Origin of the sequence: Primorskyibacter sp. S187A, from assembly GCF_049800955.1 — a bacterium.
GTDB lineage: Bacteria > Pseudomonadota > Alphaproteobacteria > Rhodobacterales > Rhodobacteraceae > JAKVBH01.
Map to the genome: position 1 here is coordinate 756,551 of NZ_JBNAGA010000001.1, position 17,443 is coordinate 773,993.

General features: G+C 61.2%; 22 protein-coding genes. 14 read left to right on the top strand and 8 right to left on the bottom strand.

Features of this window, described 5'->3' with window-relative positions; genetic code table 11:
* Positions 1–27: 27 nt before the first annotated feature.
* The 4 genes from ACP15S_RS03865 (at position 28) to ACP15S_RS03880 (ending at position 4,617) form a co-directional block, all read left to right on the top strand.
* The gene (locus ACP15S_RS03865) at positions 28–396 is read left to right on the top strand and encodes a response regulator transcription factor (RefSeq protein WP_425038259.1); all 369 of its coding nucleotides are present in this window, start codon (positions 28–30) and stop codon (positions 394–396) included.
* Entirely contained in the window at positions 393–707 is a 315-nt protein-coding gene (locus ACP15S_RS03870) for a hypothetical protein (protein ID WP_425038260.1), read from the top strand. The genes ACP15S_RS03865 and ACP15S_RS03870 overlap by 4 nt, the downstream gene beginning before the upstream one ends.
* Positions 704–3,388 (top strand): ATP-binding protein, encoded by a 2,685-nt coding sequence (locus ACP15S_RS03875; protein WP_425038261.1) that lies wholly within the window; start codon positions 704–706, stop codon positions 3,386–3,388. The genes ACP15S_RS03870 and ACP15S_RS03875 overlap by 4 nt, the downstream gene beginning before the upstream one ends.
* A gap of 86 nt (positions 3,389–3,474) precedes the next feature.
* Positions 3,475–4,617: a FliM/FliN family flagellar motor C-terminal domain-containing protein gene (locus ACP15S_RS03880; protein WP_425038262.1), complete on the top strand. Its 1,143-nt coding sequence runs from the start codon at positions 3,475–3,477 to the stop codon at positions 4,615–4,617.
* An 80-nt stretch (positions 4,618–4,697) separates the two neighbouring features.
* On the opposite strand, the gene ACP15S_RS03885 is transcribed toward ACP15S_RS03880, so the two are convergent.
* Genes ACP15S_RS03885 through ACP15S_RS03900 form a run of 4 tightly spaced genes read right to left on the bottom strand, consistent with a single transcriptional unit; the run spans position 4,698 to position 6,864 of the window.
* Complete coding sequence (locus tag ACP15S_RS03885) at positions 4,698–5,141, bottom strand: TIGR01244 family sulfur transferase (RefSeq protein WP_425038263.1); 444 nt, start codon at positions 5,139–5,141, stop codon at positions 4,698–4,700.
* Positions 5,142–5,150: 9 nt separating this feature from the next.
* Entirely contained in the window at positions 5,151–5,582 is a 432-nt protein-coding gene (locus ACP15S_RS03890; protein WP_425038264.1) for a DUF6691 family protein, read from the bottom strand.
* A complete protein-coding gene (locus ACP15S_RS03895; RefSeq protein WP_425039646.1) occupies positions 5,582–6,001 on the bottom strand; it encodes a YeeE/YedE family protein in 420 nt (139 codons plus the stop codon). The genes ACP15S_RS03890 and ACP15S_RS03895 overlap by 1 nt, the downstream gene beginning before the upstream one ends.
* On the bottom strand, positions 6,001–6,864 hold the full coding sequence (locus ACP15S_RS03900; protein WP_425039647.1) for an MBL fold metallo-hydrolase: 864 nt from the start codon (positions 6,862–6,864) through the stop codon (positions 6,001–6,003). The genes ACP15S_RS03895 and ACP15S_RS03900 overlap by 1 nt, the downstream gene beginning before the upstream one ends.
* 209 nt (positions 6,865–7,073) lie before the next feature.
* Here ACP15S_RS03900 and ACP15S_RS03905 point away from each other — a divergent pair, with 209 nt between their 5' ends.
* Positions 7,074–7,280 (top strand): hypothetical protein, encoded by a 207-nt coding sequence (locus tag ACP15S_RS03905; RefSeq protein ID WP_425038265.1) that lies wholly within the window; start codon positions 7,074–7,076, stop codon positions 7,278–7,280.
* Positions 7,281–7,333: 53 nt separating this feature from the next.
* A complete protein-coding gene (locus ACP15S_RS03910) occupies positions 7,334–9,184 on the top strand; it encodes an enoyl-CoA hydratase-related protein (RefSeq protein WP_425038266.1) in 1,851 nt (616 codons plus the stop codon).
* On the opposite strand, the gene ACP15S_RS03915 is transcribed toward ACP15S_RS03910, so the two are convergent.
* Positions 9,156–9,374, bottom strand: coding sequence for a hypothetical protein (locus tag ACP15S_RS03915; RefSeq protein ID WP_425038267.1), 219 nt, complete (start codon positions 9,372–9,374; stop codon positions 9,156–9,158). The two genes, ACP15S_RS03910 and ACP15S_RS03915, sit on opposite strands and share 29 nt — an antisense overlap.
* 153 nt (positions 9,375–9,527) lie before the next feature.
* On the opposite strand from ACP15S_RS03915, the gene ACP15S_RS03920 reads away from it, so the two are divergent.
* A complete protein-coding gene (locus ACP15S_RS03920; RefSeq protein ID WP_425038268.1) occupies positions 9,528–9,800 on the top strand; it encodes a DUF2312 domain-containing protein in 273 nt (90 codons plus the stop codon).
* 200 nt (positions 9,801–10,000) lie between these two features.
* Here ACP15S_RS03920 and ACP15S_RS03925 read toward each other — a convergent pair whose 3' ends face one another.
* Complete coding sequence (locus ACP15S_RS03925; protein WP_425038269.1) at positions 10,001–10,141, bottom strand: hypothetical protein; 141 nt, start codon at positions 10,139–10,141, stop codon at positions 10,001–10,003.
* On the opposite strand from ACP15S_RS03925, the gene ACP15S_RS03930 reads away from it, so the two are divergent.
* Positions 10,140–10,550 carry a CopD family protein gene (locus ACP15S_RS03930; RefSeq protein WP_425038270.1) on the top strand — a complete coding sequence of 137 codons (411 nt, stop codon included), beginning with the start codon at positions 10,140–10,142 and terminating at the stop codon, positions 10,548–10,550. The genes ACP15S_RS03925 and ACP15S_RS03930 overlap by 2 nt on opposite strands.
* A 92-nt stretch (positions 10,551–10,642) precedes the next feature.
* Here ACP15S_RS03930 and ACP15S_RS03935 read toward each other — a convergent pair whose 3' ends face one another.
* Positions 10,643–11,338, bottom strand: a complete 696-nt coding sequence (locus tag ACP15S_RS03935; RefSeq protein WP_425038271.1) for a phytanoyl-CoA dioxygenase family protein — start codon at positions 11,336–11,338, stop codon at positions 10,643–10,645.
* Positions 11,339–11,564: 226 nt separating this feature from the next.
* On the opposite strand from ACP15S_RS03935, the gene ACP15S_RS03940 reads away from it, so the two are divergent.
* From ACP15S_RS03940 to ACP15S_RS03965, 6 genes are all read left to right on the top strand, one after another.
* Complete coding sequence (locus tag ACP15S_RS03940) at positions 11,565–12,221, top strand: VPLPA-CTERM sorting domain-containing protein (RefSeq protein ID WP_425038272.1); 657 nt, start codon at positions 11,565–11,567, stop codon at positions 12,219–12,221.
* Positions 12,222–12,483: 262 nt separating this feature from the next.
* Positions 12,484–14,163, top strand: coding sequence for a 30S ribosomal protein S1 (gene rpsA, locus ACP15S_RS03945; RefSeq protein WP_425038273.1), 1,680 nt, complete (start codon positions 12,484–12,486; stop codon positions 14,161–14,163).
* 186 nt (positions 14,164–14,349) lie between these two features.
* Positions 14,350–14,742: a hypothetical protein gene (locus ACP15S_RS03950; protein ID WP_425038274.1), complete on the top strand. Its 393-nt coding sequence runs from the start codon at positions 14,350–14,352 to the stop codon at positions 14,740–14,742.
* 290 nt (positions 14,743–15,032) lie between these two features.
* Positions 15,033–15,314, top strand: a complete 282-nt coding sequence (gene ihfB, locus ACP15S_RS03955; protein WP_425038275.1) for an integration host factor subunit beta — start codon at positions 15,033–15,035, stop codon at positions 15,312–15,314.
* Between the two features lie 6 nt (positions 15,315–15,320).
* Positions 15,321–15,680 carry a lipopolysaccharide assembly protein LapA domain-containing protein gene (locus ACP15S_RS03960; RefSeq protein ID WP_425038276.1) on the top strand — a complete coding sequence of 120 codons (360 nt, stop codon included), beginning with the start codon at positions 15,321–15,323 and terminating at the stop codon, positions 15,678–15,680.
* Between the two features lie 85 nt (positions 15,681–15,765).
* Positions 15,766–16,428, top strand: coding sequence for a phosphoribosylanthranilate isomerase (locus ACP15S_RS03965; protein WP_425038277.1), 663 nt, complete (start codon positions 15,766–15,768; stop codon positions 16,426–16,428).
* Between the two features lie 113 nt (positions 16,429–16,541).
* On the opposite strand, the gene yghU is transcribed toward ACP15S_RS03965, so the two are convergent.
* Positions 16,542–17,426, bottom strand: a complete 885-nt coding sequence (yghU, locus tag ACP15S_RS03970; RefSeq protein ID WP_425038278.1) for a glutathione-dependent disulfide-bond oxidoreductase — start codon at positions 17,424–17,426, stop codon at positions 16,542–16,544.
* Between the last annotated feature and the right edge of the window lie 17 nt (positions 17,427–17,443).

Here is a 17,443-nt window from a genome sequence, read left to right on the forward strand (position 1 = left end):
CAAACCAGCCGGGCCGGGAGGGACGACATGGCGAAGCGCGTTCTCGTCGTCGAAGACGAGCCGAATATCATTGAAGCCGTCAGCTTCTTCCTGTCGCGCGATGGTTGGGAAGTTTTCACCCATTCCAACGGTCATGACGCGCTCGATGCGGTGACACATCGCAACCCTGATCTGCTGATCCTCGATCTGATGCTGCCGGGGCGCTCCGGTGTCGAGATCCTGCGCGATCTGCGCTCTGATGCGCGCTGGGAAAACCTGCCTGTCCTGATGCTGACCGCGCGGGGTCATTCCCGTGACCGGGCGGAAGCGGAGGCGGCCGGGGCCAGCAAATTCATGACCAAACCGTTTTCCAACGCCGAAATTCTGGAGGCGGTGCGCGAGCTTGCCGCGCCATGAGCACCTTGCCCAACCGTTTTTTGCATCGCGCCAATTACCGACGTCGCCGGATGGGCGATGCTGCGCGGCTGATGCCTCTGGCCGGGTTGATCCTGTTGCTCATTCCTCTGCTTTTGACGCTGAACGGGGGCGATGGCGCCGCGGAGGCCGCGCCGCGCACCTCTCGCGTCGGGCTCTATATCTTCGGCGTCTGGGGGCTCTTGGTTGCGATCACCTTCGGCCTGTCCCGCGGGTTGCGGGAGACGCGCCTGTCTGACACGCGGCCACCGCTTCGACCCAGTGCGGAGCGAGATAGCGAGACCGACAGGTGAGTGCGCTCAACCTTCTGGTGCTGGCCTGCATGGCCTATGCGCTTTTCCTGTTCGGCGTGGCCTTTGCCGCAGAACGTGCCGCCCGGCGGGGTCAGCAACGCTGGATGCGTTCTTCGTTTATCTACACGCTCTCGCTCTCGATCTACTGCACCGCCTGGACCTTTTATGGCGCCGTGGGATACGCGGCGCGGTCCGGCCTCGAATATCTCACGATTTACCTCGGCCCGACGCTTGTCATGGTCGGCTGGTGGTGGACCTTGCGCAAACTGGTGCGCATCGGGCGCACGCAGCGCATCACCTCCATTGCCGATCTGATCTCTGCGCGTTTTGGAAAGTCCAACATTCTCGCGGTAGGGGTCACGATCCTCGCCGTGGTCGGCACAACGCCGTATATCGCGCTGCAATTGCAGTCGGTGACCTTGTCCTTTGAGGCCTTTACGCTCGCGCAAGATGCGCAAAGCGGACGCGCCTCTGCCTTTTGGGTCGCCTGCGGTCTGGCCGTCTTCACGATCCTGTTCGGCACACGCAATCTCGATGTGAATGAGCGCCACCACGGTGTCGTCATCGCGATTGCGCTGGAGGCCGTGGTCAAACTGTTGGCGCTTCTGGCCGTTGGTGCGTTCGTGGTTTGGGGGCTGTCTCACGGGGTGGGGCATGTGCTGGAGCGCATCGATGCCTCGCGACTCGCAACATGGGAGGTCGAAGGGGGGCGCTGGTCTGCGCTGATTTTCCTGTCTGCAGCTGCGTTTATCTGCCTGCCGCGCATGTTTCAGGTCATGGTCGTCGAGAATGCCGATGAGCAGCATCTGCGCACGGCTTCCTGGGCCTTTCCCGCCTACCTTCTGCTGATCTCGCTCTTTGTCGTGCCCATCGCGGTGGTCGGGCTCGACATCATGCCGGACGGGGCCAACCCCGATCTCTTCGTCCTCACGCTCCCCCTCAGCCAGGGACAGGACGGTCTGGCGATCTTGTCCTTTCTGGGAGGGTTTTCGTCTGCCACATCCATGGTCATCGTTGCCTCGCTCGCACTCTCTACCATGGTGTCCAACCACATCGTCATGCCCATCTGGCTACGCGCCACGGGCTCGGGCCCGTCGGTCTCAGGAGATGTGCGCGATGTCGTGCTGATGGCGCGGCGCTTCTCTGTCGCGGCGGTGGTGATGCTGGGTTATCTCTACTACGCGCTCTCCGAAGGCGGCACGGCGCTGGCGGCGATCGGGCTGGTCTCCTTTGCCGGGATCGCGCAGGTCTTGCCCGTTCTCATTGGCGGCCTCTTCTGGCGCGCCGCCAACCGCAATGGCGCATTTCTGGGCCTGACGGTGGGGTTCGCGATCTGGGGCTACACGTTCTTTCTGCCAAGCCTGGGAACCGATCTGGTCTTTTCCGCCAAGATGATGGCCGAGGGGCCATTTGGCATCGCGATGCTGCGCCCGCAGGCGCTCTTCGGGATCACCGGGCTGGATCCACTGGTGCATGCGGTCATGTGGTCGATGTTGCTGAATACGGCGGCCTTCGTTCTGGGCTCGCTTGTGACGATCCCGACGCCGCTGGAGCGGCTGCAAGGCGCACAATTCGTCAATGTGTTCGAGCATTCGGCAGGCCCCCGGCCTTGGTCCGCAGGGACTGCGCAAAGCGAGGATCTGATGATCATGGCGCAGCGTATTCTGGGGCCCAATGAGGCCATTCAGCTCTTTCGCGATGAAGCCGCCGCACAAAGCGGCAGGCCCGCCGCGCCCGGCGCGCTGCCTGAGCCCACGCCCGAGTTTCTCGATCGTTTGGAACGGGAATTGTCCGGCTCTGTGGGCGCGGCCACCGCCCATGCGATGATCGGCCAGATCGTCGGCGGCTCGGCCATTTCGGTTGGCGATTTGATGGCTGTGGCCGATGAAACGGCGCAAATTATCGAGTATTCTGATCGTTTGGCGGCACAATCGCAGGAACTTGAGGCTACGGCCGCCGAACTGCGTCGCGCAAACTCCAAGTTGACGAAGTTGTCGGTGCAAAAAGATGCCTTCCTGAGCCAGATCAGCCACGAATTGCGCACGCCGATGACCTCAATTCGCGCCTTTGCCGAGATCTTGCGCGATGGCGGTGAACTGGGGGTCGAGGCCACGGCGAAATATGCCTCCATCATTCACGACGAATCCATCCGGCTCACACGGCTGCTCGATGATCTGCTGGATCTCAGCGTGCTGGAGAATGGTCAGGTCAATCTCAATATCCGCGACGGTCTTTTGTCGGAGGCGATCACCCAGGCCGTGACCACCGCTGCAGCCGGTGAGGACGGGCGGGGCATTATCGTGCACCGCGATGAAGCCTCCGAAGCCATTGGATTGCGCACGGATTTCGACCGGCTCGGGCAGGTCTTTATCAATCTGGTGACCAATGCGCGCAAATATTGTGATGCCGAGACGCCAGAGCTCACAATCAAGGTTAAAGACACCGCCCAAGGGCTCACCCTCGACTTCATTGACAATGGTGGCGGCATTGCGCCCGAGGCGCACGATCTGATTTTCGAGAAGTTCGCCCGCATGAATACGCAACGCGCAGGCGGGGCCGGTCTGGGTCTTTCGATCTGCAAGCAGATCATGATGCGTCTGGGCGGTGAAATCACTTATATTCCCAGCGATGGCGGCGCGCATTTCCGGTTGATCCTGCCGCGTCAGGCGCTGGCGGCGTGAATTCCTGACCGCCATAAAGGGCTTGGTAACCAAATCCTCCGATAACTGCCGGTATCACGTTTCATTGAGGGGATTTTAACGCGCCTATGGGAGAGCCTGCTGAGAAGAATGCGCTGCGCCGGAAAGCCCATGTGGGCCACCGCGCGCGGGAAGCCGAGGGTCTCTCTCCGACGCGGGCGTTGCGTCTGGCGATGGCGCGCGCTGCAGGGGATTTGTGGGAATTGCCGCTGACGGTCAATTCCATCCGCCATGAAATTATCACCTACGAGGACATTCGGGATCGGTTTGCTGATGAGGACATGTTGATGCTCCTTGACGGGCCCGATGGTGCGTTGAGCGCCGCGAGCGCCGATCGAGCCTTGCGGACCTCTGTGACGGAAGTTCAAACCATCGGAAAGGTCACGGATCGTGAGCCACCGGCCCGCGCGGTGACGCCCACGGATGCGGCCTTGTTTGCGCCCTTGATCGATATGATGATGGAGCGTCTTGACCTGACCTTGTCCGGCTCCTCTGGCGATGTGGCCGCCCATGACGATACATCAACGGCGTGGCTGATGGGGTACCGATTTGGCGCGATGGTCGAGAACAGGCGCACGTTGGCTCTGGCGCTGGAGGGGCAGGAGTTTCACTTCCTCATCTTCGACATTGATGTTGCGGCCGGTCTGCGGCGGGGCACTTTGAGCCTGTGCATGCCCGACATCGTTCCCGCGCCCAAGCCTGAACCGGAAGAGAAAAATACAACACCGGGCGCGCATGCGGATTCGCTCGCCCTGGTCAGCGCAAATCTCACGGCCTGCATGCCGCGCATCAAGATGTCGGTGGCCCAGATTACCGCCCTGAAAGATGGGGATACGATCCCGCTGGACACACAAAGCCTCTTTAAAGTGGAGCTGCGCAGCGGCGACGGGCGTGTGTTGGCGCATTGCCGTTTGGGACAGGTCTCTGGTGCGCGCGCTGTGCGTATTCAGGCCCGTGGCGCTCAGCCCGATATGGCCTCTGCCAGAGGGGGAGACGATGAATTCGTCCCTGTTCTGCCCAATGTTATCGAGAAGCTGCAAGAGGGCGGGAACAGCGCCGCGCCCCTTGATGTGCCCGATTTGCCCGATCTTCCGCCACTGGATTTCGACGAGGCCATGGCTGCGACGCCTGAGCCCGCCGATGCCGCGCAACCCGGTGCCAGCCTTGAAGTGGCCAGTCCCGATGATCTGGGGAATGCCAGTTTCGAATAGACAGTTGTGGGTGGCCGTTACCTGAACGTCATTCCCATCAGCGATACGCGCGTAGCTCTATGCTAATCAATGACCAAGGGTTACTGAGAGCTCGCTTGTGCCGACAGGGCCTCCAAAGTCGCCGCCATGCCGCTGAGATCATAGCCCGCCGTGCGCGCAAGCGCCAAAAGCTCAGACGGGCTGCGCGCCCCGGTTTCTGCCTGCCCCAACGCCCAAACGATGGTGCACCTGTTGCCCGAAGCGCAATAGGCCAGGATCGGTCCTTCTGAGGTCTCGACGAGAGTGCGTTGCGCCGCAACGGTCTCACGGTCCAGCGTCATATGGTTGAACGGCAAACGGTGAAACGTCATGCCTTCTGCCTCAACCGCTGCCTGCATGGCGTCCGCATGCAGATCGGCCGGTATTTCCTCGTCCGGCCGGTTGCAAATGATCGTCCGAAACCCGGCGTCGCGCGCGCGGGCCACATCATCGAGACTAATCTGGGGCGAGACGTGATAGGCATCAGCGATATGGCGGGGCGTCATGAAAAACTCCTATTGGGCCATGCGGCGTGCGAGAGGCCCGCGCGTCACGGCATGTGCTGCGATCATGCCACCAACCATGGCCACAAAAAAGAGCCAAACCGGCGCACCGCCCCACAGCAGAACAGCCAAAGCCGGGCCGGGGCAAAGCCCGACCAGCGCCCAGCCCATGCCAAAGGACACCGATCCCAGAGCCAGATGCCCGTCGATTTGCGCGGGCGCAGGCGCGGGGAAAGCGTCTGAGGTCAGCGGTGTGCGGCCACGCGTGAGCCGCCAGGCCAGCACCATGGGAAGGATGGCGCCGCCCAGAACAAAGGCGAGCGTCGGGTCCCAATTGCCAAAGAAATCAAGCCAGCCCTGAACCTTGCGCGTATCTGTCATGCCGGAGACAAGCAGGCCCGTGCCGAAAAGGCCGCCTGCAAGCAGCGCAATCATCAACCGCATCAGATCAATCCCCAGAGATGGCGCGCGGCGTACATCGTCATGAAGCCTGCACCAAGATAGAACAACGTGGCCACAATGCCCCGTACGGACAGCCGTGATATCCCGCACACCCCGTGCCCGGACGTGCAGCCATTGGCGATACGTGTCCCAAACCCCACGAGCAGCCCGGCGGCAATCAGCAGACCCGGCGCCGTGGTCACATGGCTGTCAAACGGGCCCAGCGTTAGTGCCCAGAGGGCTGGCACGCCGATCAGACCTCCCAGAAATGCCCAGCGTTCGCCGCGCCTGTCGGTCCCATCGACGATGCCGCCGAGCAGGCCCGATGCGCCCATGATCCGCCCGTTGCCCAGAAGGTAGATTGCGCCTGCGAGCCCGATCATCAATCCGCCCGCGAGACCATAGATCCAATCCGTTTCGATCATAACTTGTTCACCGGAACTTTCAGAAAGACGTCCCCTTCCGCATCGGGTTCAGGCATGTGACCCGCGCGCATGTTGACCTGAAGCGATGGCACAATCAGCCGGGGCATGCCAAGCGTCGCATCTCTGGCGTCGCGCATCGCGATGAAGTCCTCTGCGGCACGCCCGCCGCCGATATGGACATTGGCCGCCTTCTGCGCGCCGACGGTGCTCTCCCACGCAAAGTCTTCCCGTCCCGGTGCCTTGTAATCATGGCCCACGAAAATCCGGGTTTCATCTGGCAGATCGAGGATTTTCTGGATCGAGTTGTAGAGATCTTTCGAGGATCCCCCCGGAAAATCGCAGCGTGCAGTGCCGAAATCCGGCATGAAGAGCGTATCCCCCACGAAGGCGGCATCCCCGATCACATAGGTCATGCACGCAGGCGTATGCCCAGGCGTGTGCAATACATCGACCCGCATCTGGCCCACGTAAATCTGGTCACCCTCCACAAAGAGCTGATCGAATTGAGAGCCATCGCGCTGAAATGCTGTGCCTTCGTTGAAGACCTTGCCAAAGGTGTCCTGAACCACGGTGATCTGATCGCCGATGCCGATCTTGCCGCCAAGCTGCTCTTGCAGATAGGGCGCGGCGGAGAGGTGATCGGCATGGACATGGGTCTCCAAAATCCACGCAACGCGCAGTTCATTTTCTCGCACATAGGCGATGATCTCATCAGCCGATGCCGTGTCGGTGCGCCCGGAGGCGTAGTCGAAATCCAGAACGGAATCGATGATCGCAGCGGCGCGGCCTTCGGGGTCCTGCACGACATAGCTGACCGTATTCGTGGCTGTATCAAAGAATGCCTTGATCTTGGGGCTGATCGTGTCTGTCATCTTCGTCTCCTGCGCCAGTTGGGCGCAAATATCATGGGCCGCGGCAAACGTTGCAAGATATCTGAATATATTAATTTGGCGCTTTTTTTGGCGGATGCGACATTTTGGGTCGCTATGCAACGACAGGTTGCAAAAAACCTGTTACACTCCCACATCATCAACATGGGTGTGATGTGATCAAGCGGGAGGATCATGGGATGTTACGGGACCACGAAGAACAGCGGATCAACGTATTGCGTGATCGATTGGTGCAAGCATCTGAGTCCGAGCGCGCGGCGCTTTTCGCACGACTGGATCAGGTCTTGATCACGGCATCGCGCGGGGCGACGGCGCGCAGGCAAAAACCGGTCACACCTCTCGCGGATGATGCGATTGAGGACCAGTTCGACAATATGCCCGTCTGACATCTTGCACGCCCGCGTGCCCTGCGCTCTAGTTGCGGTGAAGGGCGAGGGCGATGTCGGACAAAAGACTTTCATTGAGACGTGAGGGGGCGGTCGTCGTCCTCTGTATTTCCAATCCGCCGGTCAATGCGCTGTCGCAGGAGGTGCGGGCGGCGCTTTGGCAAGCCATTGAGGCGGCGGATGCCGATCCCCATGTCGAGGCAGTGGTCCTGACAGCGCAGGGGCGCACCTTCCCTGCGGGCGCAGATATTTCCGAATTCACGCAATCCCCCAAGGAGCCTGGATTGAGCGCCTTGTGCACACGGCTCGAGCAATGCGCCAAACCCGTCGTTGCGGCCCTGCACGGGACCGTTCTGGGCGGCGGGTTCGAATTGGCATTGGGCGCGCATTACCGGGTGGCGCAAAGTGGGACGCGGTTGGGCTTTCCCGAAATCAAGCTGGGCATTCTGCCGGGGGCCGGGGGCACGCAGCGCGCGCCCCGTCTGGCCGGCGCAGGCAATGCGCTGGCGCTCATGCAAAGCGGCGAATCCATTGCCGTGGAGAGCGCTTTGGCCAAACCCTACGTCGATCTGGTGGTCGCGCAGGATGTGGATCAGGCGGCCATTCATTTCGCGCAAGATCTGCTGCGCGCAGGAGCAAAGCCACGGCCCACGGCCGAGGCGACGGTGGGGCTGGCGCAGCCGGGCAAATTCATGGCCGAAATCGCGCGTCAAAAAGAGGCGGTGGCGGATGCGCCGGTGCGCGCACGGCGGGAAATCGTCAATGCTGTGGAAGCGGCGCTCTTGTTGCCGTTGGAGGCGGGGCTGGACTACGAGACCGCAGCTTTTGAAGCGTGCAACACCACCCGTGAGGCGCGCGCGCTTCAGCATATGTTCTTCGCGGATCGCCGCGCCGCCAAGGCGCCGGTTGGTGCGGGCAGCACCGTTGTGCAACTGGGTATCGCGGGAAGCGGCATTCATGCCATGGCGCTCACGGCGGCTGCGCTCGAGGCGGGGCTGGCTGTAGCCTGTTTTGCGCCCAGTGCCGTGAGCGCGGCCACCTTGAATGATGCTCTGGTGACAGCCCTGGACCGGGCCGTGGAGGCCGGGCGATTGTCCCCAAAAGCCCGGGATGCGCGCTTGGCGCGCTTTGTCCCGTCCAAGCGCGGCGAGGTCCTGTCGGGCTGTGAGATCATCATCGGCTGCGGCCCGGAAGAGGCGCGGATGCTGTCTGATGCAGGCCCCTACGCCGGGGCGCAGACCTATCTTGTGACCACGGGTTTGCATTCGCTCGTGGATGACAGCCCGCTGGTGGGGCTGCATCTGGAGCCAGAGCATGATCTGGCGGAAATTCTGTGGTCCGAGGCCTCTGCGCCCGAGGGGGTCGCCACATTGATGGCCCTGATGCGAAAGCTGGGGCGTGTGGGCGTGGCCGTGCGGGATGTGACCCCGGTCGCGCCGCGCCTGAAGGCCTATCAGCATGCCCTGGCCGGGGCCCTGCTGAGCGCGGGAGCCACCAAGGCCCAGCTCAACCGGATTGTGGAGCAAACGGGCATGGGATGGGCCCTGCCGGAGGCCAGTGCATCGCTCGCAGGGCCGATGCCGGAGGAAGACATCTTGCGGGCCATGCGGTCGGGCATGGCGGCGCAAGGCATGGCGCTTTTGCGCAAGGGTGTTTTGGCGCGGGCGTCGGATCTCGATGTGCTGGCGGTGCAGGCCTTGGGATATGCGCGCTGGTCGGGCGGGCCAATGCATATGAGCGAGGCTGCGGGATTTGTTGCGCTGGAGCGTGACATCGCCCGGTTTGGCCAGACTTATGAGGGATTGTTTCCTGCGGATCCCGCGCTCAGCGCTCTGGCCACGTCTGGCGCCGGTTGGCGCGGATTTGAGGCGCTGCTTAGCCGCCCAAAAAGATACCAAGGATGACCAGCATCAGCCCGATGACAGACAAAAAGAGCGCCGCCAGGTTACGCGGCATGACCCGTTGCAACACAGCGCGCAGCTCATCATCGGGCAGTTTTGCGCGTTTCGCCCGCGCCACGGCCACGATGCACCAGACAAGACCCAACAGCCCCAGAAGCGACAGCATGGCGCCAGCCCAGATCATGATCTCCATCTGTGTCTCTCTCCCTGATGTGATGCGGTGGCGCTATCAAGTCATGCGCCGGCCCGCAACCCCGGGCTTGCACAGGCGCGCAACCGCTCCAGGCCCTCTTGCGGGCTCTGACGCGAAAAGCTAAGCGGAGGGTCCAACGCAAGGAGCCCCGCCATGGACGTGACAGACCTCGAAGATTCCAAGCCCGACAGCTACCGTGTGACAGCCGATGAGCTGCGCCAGTTCATCGAGCGGTTCGAACGTCTGGAGGCGGAGAAGAAAGACATTGCCGAGCAACAAAAAGAGGTCATGGCCGAGGCCAAGGCCCGTGGCTATGACACGAAGGTCATGCGCAAGGTGATTGCGCTGCGCAAACGCGAGCCGGATGACATCGCCGAGGAAGAAGCGGTCCTCGATATGTATAAAGAAGCGCTGGGCATGTCTTGAGGGCCAAGGACCTCATCCCCTTAGCGTACCCGAGCAAAGCCCGTTGCGCAGCGGGCGCACGCTCTGGTTCCGCACCGTTAAGACATCTTTTGCTAAGGTACGCAGGCTTAAGCAACGGCACACGGGACCACGCGAACAACCTGCGTGGCTGACATCCAGGCGGCCCCCACCTCCCGGGGGTGCGCGGCTCGGGTCATATGTCACTTCCATTGCCAGAATGACGGCGCCGTCATCCTTTTTTGAAGATCTGCCAGAGTGTGAAAGCCGGTGCCGCCTGCGGTGACCGGCCACAGCTGCGTGGTCTTGCATCCCGGATGCGGGCCGCGCAGGGTGCGCATCATGGACTGGATCAAAATCATACACATTCTGTGCGTCATGGGCTGGATGACCTCGATCTTCGCCGTGCCCCGCGCCATCATCTTCTGGCGCCGCGAATACGAGCGGTTGGGCGAGAACGGACCGCTGGGAGATCTGACCTTCCGGCTCTATAGGTTCTCGGCGGGATTATCGGTTATTGCCTTTTTGACGGGGCTATGGCTCGCATGGGATTGGGGCTTTCCGGTCTGGGTTCTGGTCAAGCTGGCGGCGGTTTTGGCACTTCTGGCCCATTATCTCTTTACCGGACGCCTCGTGCGCGCGGCGCAACGGGGAGAGTTCCCCTATTCGGATCGTTGGCTGCGCGTGTTCAATGAAGTCAGCGTGTTTGGCGCGATTGCCATTCTGTGGTTGGTGGTCGTGAAACCGTTTTGAGACTTGGCAGGCGGGGTTTGGGGGCCAGCCCCCGCCGCACCTGAGCGGTGCGTCTCCCCCGAGGTATTTTGAGACAAAAGAAGCGGGGCCTTTCACAGCGGGGTGGCAAAGCTCTTTGGTCTGCCGGTTGTTGGATCAAGGATCGGCTCAGTCGAGTATTGTGCGAGATAGGCGCGGCGCGGGGCATCGGAGGTATTGGCCGAGGAGCGGTGCAGCGTGAGTGAGGAGAAGACCACGATTCCACCGGCGGACATGAGCGCGGGCTGGCCTGGCTCTGCTCCGGTGTATCCCACCCGTTCCTTTGCGGCCTCATCCCAGACATGGGGCTCGACATGGGTTTCGCGATCCAGATCGCGGGGCAGGAGATAGATGGGGCCATTCTCCAGCGTGGTGTCATCCAGTGCGATCCAGACGGAGAGATAGGGCTTGTGCTCAAAGCCCACATAGCCGCTGTCCTGGTGCCAGGCGAACGGCGCGCCTGTCTTTGGGCCTTTCACCACGAATTGCTCATTGAAGAGGTAGGGGGCGGCGCCCAGAAAATGCGTGGCCACTGCTTTGAGTTCGGGCCCAAGCACCACGGTGCGCAAGTCCTCATCGTGCAGGTGGGCATGGGCGAGAAAGCGGCGATTGTCGCCCAGCGACAGGCTGCGACCGGCCTCCGGGGGCGTGTGCAACAGGCGGTCACATACGTTGCGCAGTCTGTCCAAAGTGGTTGCCTGAATTCGGCCTGCCAGCGCCCATCCTGTGTTCCGGAAGGCAGCGGGGTCGGGCAGGGGAGATATGGGCATCGCGAGCTCCTTTGCGTTTATCTTTCCGCACATCAACGAGGCGTGCTGGCCGGATTGCGACACGGGGCGCGGGCGCGCGGATGTGCTTACCAAACTGTGCGAGCGCGATACGCTCCCGGAAAGTTTTTGGTCCGGGGTATGCGCGCTGGTGTGCTGCAAAACTTGCGAAATGGGCATTGCAAATCAGAGTTCTCGAGGTGTTACATTTGTTTGAAAGGCATATAACATGACATTTCGTATTTTTGTTGCGGCCGCTGTCGCAGCTGTCTCCATGGGGGCTGCTGCCTCCGCTGCGACGCTTGTGAACGGATCGCTGACGGGACCAATCTCCAACGGCGGCGTCCCGGTCGGGTGGACGACCTTGGGCGGTTCACCCGATACCATGGATGAGAACAACAACGTTGGTGCCGGGACCCCCTTTGGTGTGGCCCCTGTCGGCCCGTCCGATGACGGCGGTACCTGGGTTGGTATTGCAAGCGGGACAGGCGCATTTCAGGAGATCTTTGGTCAAACGATCAATGATTTCGTGATTGGGCAATCCTATGACCTGACCTTCTTCGCGGGCAATTTTGGCGCGGAAACCGGCCCCGGCTATCTCGCTGATAATGCCGTGACCGCATCTCTGGATGGAACGATGGTCGGGATGTCGGACGTCCTTAGCCTCGATGAAAACTGGTATGCTCAATCCATCACCTTCATGGCGACAAGCACCTCTCATGTGCTGAGCTTTGGTCTCACGGATGCGGCGAATTCCTATTTGTCGATTGATGGCATTGCGCTCACGCCCAAGGATGTGACCGCACCTGTGCCGCTTCCGGCGGGTGGGATGCTGTTGCTTACGGCACTGGGTGGTATTGCCATCGCGCGCCGCCGCAAGGCCTAGTGCCGGGGCGCGTCAGCTTATAAACAGCAACTGGCCCAAACCGAGCCGGTTGCGCTAAGGGACTTGATGCGCGGGGCCAAACCCGCTAAAGCGCGCGGGTCATCAAGGTGTAAACACCGCAGACGAGGAGCGAGCAGGGTCGGTCATCCGGCCCTCTTTGTTTTGCGGACCGACACTCGGATCACCTGACCGACCAACCCATCAGACCGGCGGAGACAACCGCACGGCCAGCAAAACCAGATGAATAGGATTTAAACGCTACATGGCGAACGCAACCATGGAGGAATTCGAAGCCCTCCTGAATGAAAGCTTCGAAATGGACACACCCGAAGAGGGGTCAGTTGTCAAAGGCAAGGTCATCGCGATTGAAGCGGGCCAGGCCATCATCGACGTCGGCTACAAGATGGAAGGCCGTGTCGAGCTCAAAGAATTCGCAAATCCCGGTGAAGCCCCCGAAATCGCTGTTGGCGATGAGGTTGAGGTTTATCTGCGCGCGGCAGAGAACGCCCGTGGCGAAGCCGTGATTTCCCGCGAGATGGCCCGCCGCGAAGAAGCGTGGGATCGTCTCGAGAAAGCATATGGCGATGATGCGCGCGTTGAAGGCGCGATCTTCGGCCGCGTCAAAGGTGGCTTTACTGTCGATCTCGGCGGCGCAGTGGCCTTCCTGCCCGGCTCGCAGGTCGATGTGCGCCCCGTGCGCGACGCAGGCCCGCTCATGGGTCTCAAGCAGCCGTTCCAGATCCTCAAGATGGACCGTCGCCGGGGCAATATCGTTGTCTCTCGTCGTGCGATCCTCGAAGAGAGCCGCGCCGAGCAGCGCGCCGAGGTCATCGGCAATCTCGCCGAGGGCCAAGCGGTCGATGGTGTGGTCAAGAACATCACCGAATATGGTGCATTCGTGGACCTTGGTGGCGTAGACGGCCTGCTGCACGTGACAGACATGGCCTGGCGCCGTGTGAACCACCCCTCCGAGATCCTCACGATTGGCGAGACGGTCAAGGTTCAGGTCATCAAGATCAACAAAGAAACGCACCGCATCTCGCTCGGCATGAAGCAGCTGCAGGAAGATCCCTGGGATCTGGTTGGCGCGAAATATCCGCTGGGCTCCGTGCACCAGGGCCGCGTCACCAACATCACCGATTACGGTGCCTTTGTTGAGCTCGAAGCCGGTGTTGAAGGTCTGGTTCACGTCTCCGAGATGTCCTGGACGAAGAAAAACGTGCATCCCGGCAAGATCGTCTCCACCTCTCAGGAAGTGGACGTCATGGTGCTGGAGATCGACGGTGCGAAGCGCCGCGTCTCCCTTGGCCTCAAGCAGACACAGCGCAACCCGTGGGAAGTCTTTGCAGAGACCCATCCCGAGGGCACGCCTGTCGAAGGCGAAGTCAAGAACATCACCGAGTTCGGCCTGTTCATCGGTCTCGAGGGCGAGATCGACGGCATGGTGCACCTCTCCGATCTCAGCTGGGATCAGCGCGGCGAGGAAGCCATTCAGGAATACCGCAAAGGTGACGTGGTTCAGGCCGTTGTCTCCGAAGTGGACGTCGAGAAGGAGCGCATCTCGCTCTCCATCAAGGCGCTGGGTGGTGACAAGTTCGCCGAAGCCGTGGGTGGCACGAAGCGTGGCTCCGTGATCACCGTCGAAGTGACAGCGATCGAGGATGGCGGCATCGAGGTGGAATACGAGGGCATGAAGTCCTTCATCCGCCGCTCCGATCTGTCCCGTGACCGTGCCGAGCAACGCCCCGAGCGCTTCAACGTCGGTGACAAGATCGATGTGCGCGTGACCAATGTCGATAGCAAGACCCGCCGTCTGGGCCTGTCGATCAAGGCGCGTGAGATCGCGGAAGAGAAGGAAGCGGTCGAGCAGTATGGCTCGTCTGATTCCGGCGCATCGCTGGGCGATATCCTCGGCGCGGCTCTGAAGACCGGCGACGACTGATCTTCCCTTCCGAATGCAATGAGAAGCGCCCCGCAGAGACATCTGCGGGGCGTTTTGCATTTTGGACCCCAGCATCGAGCGCCCGGTCATGACCCGGGGCAAGACATGGCCCAATTCCCGTCGCAATCCTGACGAGCTCAAGTGGCACTCAGGGTTAATCGAAGCGACACACCTCGGAGATCCGCCATGTCATCAAACACCAAGCCAGTGCTCGTCTGGGCGCTTTATTCCGCAGGGATTGCGGCTGTTCTGACGCCCTTTATCGGGGCTGCGCTGGCCTTTTTCTGGCGGCGAGGGGCAAGGGCTAACGGTGATGCCGAGGCCGCTGCGGAGCATAGCCATCAGTTGCGCACGTTCGGCCATGCTGCCAAGGCCTGGAGCGCAGCGCTGGCAATCATGGCATGTGTCCTTTTGATGGATATTCAAATGGGCAACCCCGTGGGCTCCGGTGTGCCAAGCCTGTTCATGGTCGGCATTGGGTTGGCTCTTCTGACGCAGATCGTGTTCACGCTCTATTGCCTGTTTTTCCTGTTCAGATCCGTTTTCGCCAAGACGCCGAGCGGGGCCGCCGCCGCGTGAGGGCTGCGCACCTGATTTGATCCTGATAGGGGGCAAGGCGTGCCATGCGCGCCTTTTCCATTCCGAATCAACGTCTTCGCTGCAGAGCGGCAAAGGTGCTCACGGGGCCGTGATCACACATCAAGCGCGCTCGATTTGCCTTTTTCCCGATCCACATCGCCAAAATTACGGCCTTTTCCGGCGCTCTGTGGCAATTGGCAGTCGTTGGGTTATTCCCGTCGGGGCTCAGAGTTTCTATAGTCTCCCGATATGAAAGTGGCGCGACGGGGCCACAAAAGGGGGGACAACCGATGATCCGATCGGAATTGATTCAAAAACTGGCCGATGAGAACCCTCATCTGTATCAGCGCGATGTCGAGCGGATCGTGAATACCATTTTTGACGAGATCACCGCCGCGATGTCGCGCGGCGACCGGGTGGAATTGCGCGGCTTTGGCGCATTTTCCGTCAAGAAGCGCGATGCGCGCACCGGGCGCAACCCCCGCACGGGAGAGACCGTGGATGTCTCTGAAAAACACGTGCCATTCTTCAAGACAGGCAAGCTCTTGCGGGATCGGCTGAACGGAAAGTAGGACGTTATGCGTTACATCAAATATGCCTTTCTCGCGTCCGTCGCGATTGTTCTGGTGACCCTGGCGCTCGCCAACCGCAATACCGTGACGCTGAATTCGCTGCCCGACGGTCTGGCCGGGGTGCCCGGTCTTGGGCCCTTCGCCGTTGCTGTGGAATTGCCGCTGTTCCTTGTCATTCTCGGCGGCGTTGTCGCGGGCTTGCTCATCGGCTTCGTCTGGGAATGGATCCGGGAGGCCAAGCACCGTACGGAAGCCGCGCGTAAAACGGCTGAGGTCAAATCCATGGAGCGCGAACTGCGCCGCCTGAAGCGGAAGAATTCCGAAGGTCAGGATGAGGTTCTGGCGATTCTCGACGAAGCCAGCTGACCTCTGAGAAACCGAAGGCCCCACGGCCCCGGCAAAAGCGCCCCGGCGGAGACGCGTGGGGCGTTTTGAACTTAAGAGCATCAACATGACAGAGATACGGACGAAAATCTGCGGGCTGAGCACGTTGCAGGATGTGGCGGCAACCGCTGAGGCGGGCGCGGCCTATGCGGGGTTTGTCTTCTTTCCCAAATCTCCCCGCAACGTGAGCCTTGATCAGGCCCGCGCGCTGGCCATCGAAGTGCCGTTGGGCGTGGCCAAGGTCGCGCTCACGGTCAATGCCGATGACGTCTTTCTGGATGACCTGACCGCCCAGGTCCCGCTCGATATGTTGCAACTCCACGGCAGTGAGACACCGGATCGCGTCGCACAGGTGCGTGCGCGCTACGGCCTGCCGGTCATGAAGGCCATTGGGATCGCCGAAGAGGCAGATCTGCAAACCATTGATGCCTACGCGCCGGTGGCCGATCAGCTTCTGATCGATGCCAAGCCGCCCAAAGGCGGCGATCTGCCCGGCGGTAATGGACTGGCTTTTGACTGGCAACTGCTTGCGCGCCGCAAATATTGGCAGCGCCCGTGGATGCTGGCCGGCGGTCTGGTGCCTGACAACGTGGCAGAGGCCATCCAACGCACCGGTGCCAGACAGCTCGACGTGAGTTCCGGCGTGGAAAGCGCACCGGGCGTGAAAGATCCCGAGAAAATCCACGCCTTCCTGCGCGCCACCAAAGCCCCGGCCGTACCGCGCATCTAGCGGCGCAACAGCTGCTCTTGATCGCAGCCAATGTCTTCTTTTGTCTGAAAATACCTCGGGGGAGCGCGCGGCACGCGCGCGGGGGCAGAGCCCCCGAGCTCAAACCCGCCGCTTCAGCCTTTGGTCAGCTTATCCTGCGTGCGCAGATCAAAATCCGAGGCATCATGGCGCTCGTGTAACTGCTCGTTGTCCGGCCCTGCCACGCGGTTGACGATCCGCCCTCGCTGCACCGCAGGACGCGCCCAGATCTCATCTGACCAGCGACAGACGTTCTTGTAGCTCTCGACCTGCAAGAACTCGCCCGCATCATATTGCGTCCCGCGCACCAGATTGCCGTACCAGGGCCAGGTCACCATATCGGCAATGGTGTAGCTGTCGCCACCGAGGAACCGATTGTTGGCAAGCTCGCGGTCCAGCACATCGAGCTGGCGCTTGGTCTCCATCGCAAAACGGTCGATGGGGTATTCCATCTTGAAGGGCGCATAGGCATAAAAATGCCCGAACCCACCGCCGAGATAGGGCGCAGAGCCTTGCAGCCAGAAGAGCCAATTGAGCACCTCGGTGCGGTGTTTGATCTCCGTTGGCAAAAAATGCCCGAATTTTTCTGCGAGATAGAGCAGGATCGCGCCGCTCTCAAAAACCCTGACACCGCGGTCTGCGTCATACAATGCAGGGATTTTCGAATTGGGATTGACCTCCACGAACCCCGATGAAAACTGCGCGCCCTCGCCAATCCGGATCAACCACGCGTCATATTCCGCGCCGCTCTCGCCCAGCTCCAAGAGCTCTTCAAGGAGGATCGTGACCTTCTGCCCGTTGGGCGTGGCCAGCGAATAAAGCTGCAGCGGATGCGTGCCGCGGGGCAAGTCTGCCTCATGGGTCGCGCCGGAGATCGGGCGGTTGATCTTGGACCACCGCCCCCCGCTTTCGGCGTCCCATGTCCAGATCTTGGGCGGCGTGTAATCCGCAGGCTGGTTCGGCAAGGTGTCGTCGCTCATTTTCTGTCCTTCGTGTT

Bases quoted from the DNA above. Each gene is read 5' to 3' on its own strand.
- ACP15S_RS03865 (WP_425038259.1), top strand. From the start codon at position 28: ATGGCGAAGCGCGTTCTCGTCGTCGAAGACGAGCCGAATATCATTGAA.
- ACP15S_RS03870 (WP_425038260.1), top strand. From the start codon at position 393: ATGAGCACCTTGCCCAACCGTTTTTTGCATCGCGCCAATTACCGACGT.
- ACP15S_RS03880 (WP_425038262.1), top strand. From the start codon at position 3,475: ATGGGAGAGCCTGCTGAGAAGAATGCGCTGCGCCGGAAAGCCCATGTG.
- ACP15S_RS03885 (WP_425038263.1), bottom strand. From the start codon at position 5,141: ATGACGCCCCGCCATATCGCTGATGCCTATCACGTCTCGCCCCAGATT.
- ACP15S_RS03890 (WP_425038264.1), bottom strand. From the start codon at position 5,582: ATGCGGTTGATGATTGCGCTGCTTGCAGGCGGCCTTTTCGGCACGGGC.
- ACP15S_RS03905 (WP_425038265.1), top strand. From the start codon at position 7,074: ATGTTACGGGACCACGAAGAACAGCGGATCAACGTATTGCGTGATCGA.
- ACP15S_RS03910 (WP_425038266.1), top strand. From the start codon at position 7,334: ATGTCGGACAAAAGACTTTCATTGAGACGTGAGGGGGCGGTCGTCGTC.
- ACP15S_RS03915 (WP_425038267.1), bottom strand. From the start codon at position 9,374: ATGGAGATCATGATCTGGGCTGGCGCCATGCTGTCGCTTCTGGGGCTG.
- ACP15S_RS03920 (WP_425038268.1), top strand. From the start codon at position 9,528: ATGGACGTGACAGACCTCGAAGATTCCAAGCCCGACAGCTACCGTGTG.
- ACP15S_RS03930 (WP_425038270.1), top strand. From the start codon at position 10,140: ATGGACTGGATCAAAATCATACACATTCTGTGCGTCATGGGCTGGATG.
- ACP15S_RS03925 (WP_425038269.1), bottom strand. From the start codon at position 10,141: ATGATGCGCACCCTGCGCGGCCCGCATCCGGGATGCAAGACCACGCAG.
- ACP15S_RS03935 (WP_425038271.1), bottom strand. From the start codon at position 11,338: ATGCCCATATCTCCCCTGCCCGACCCCGCTGCCTTCCGGAACACAGGA.
- ACP15S_RS03940 (WP_425038272.1), top strand. From the start codon at position 11,565: ATGACATTTCGTATTTTTGTTGCGGCCGCTGTCGCAGCTGTCTCCATG.
- rpsA (WP_425038273.1), top strand. From the start codon at position 12,484: ATGGCGAACGCAACCATGGAGGAATTCGAAGCCCTCCTGAATGAAAGC.
- ACP15S_RS03950 (WP_425038274.1), top strand. From the start codon at position 14,350: ATGTCATCAAACACCAAGCCAGTGCTCGTCTGGGCGCTTTATTCCGCA.
- ihfB (WP_425038275.1), top strand. From the start codon at position 15,033: ATGATCCGATCGGAATTGATTCAAAAACTGGCCGATGAGAACCCTCAT.
- ACP15S_RS03960 (WP_425038276.1), top strand. From the start codon at position 15,321: ATGCGTTACATCAAATATGCCTTTCTCGCGTCCGTCGCGATTGTTCTG.
- ACP15S_RS03965 (WP_425038277.1), top strand. From the start codon at position 15,766: ATGACAGAGATACGGACGAAAATCTGCGGGCTGAGCACGTTGCAGGAT.
- yghU (WP_425038278.1), bottom strand. From the start codon at position 17,426: ATGAGCGACGACACCTTGCCGAACCAGCCTGCGGATTACACGCCGCCC.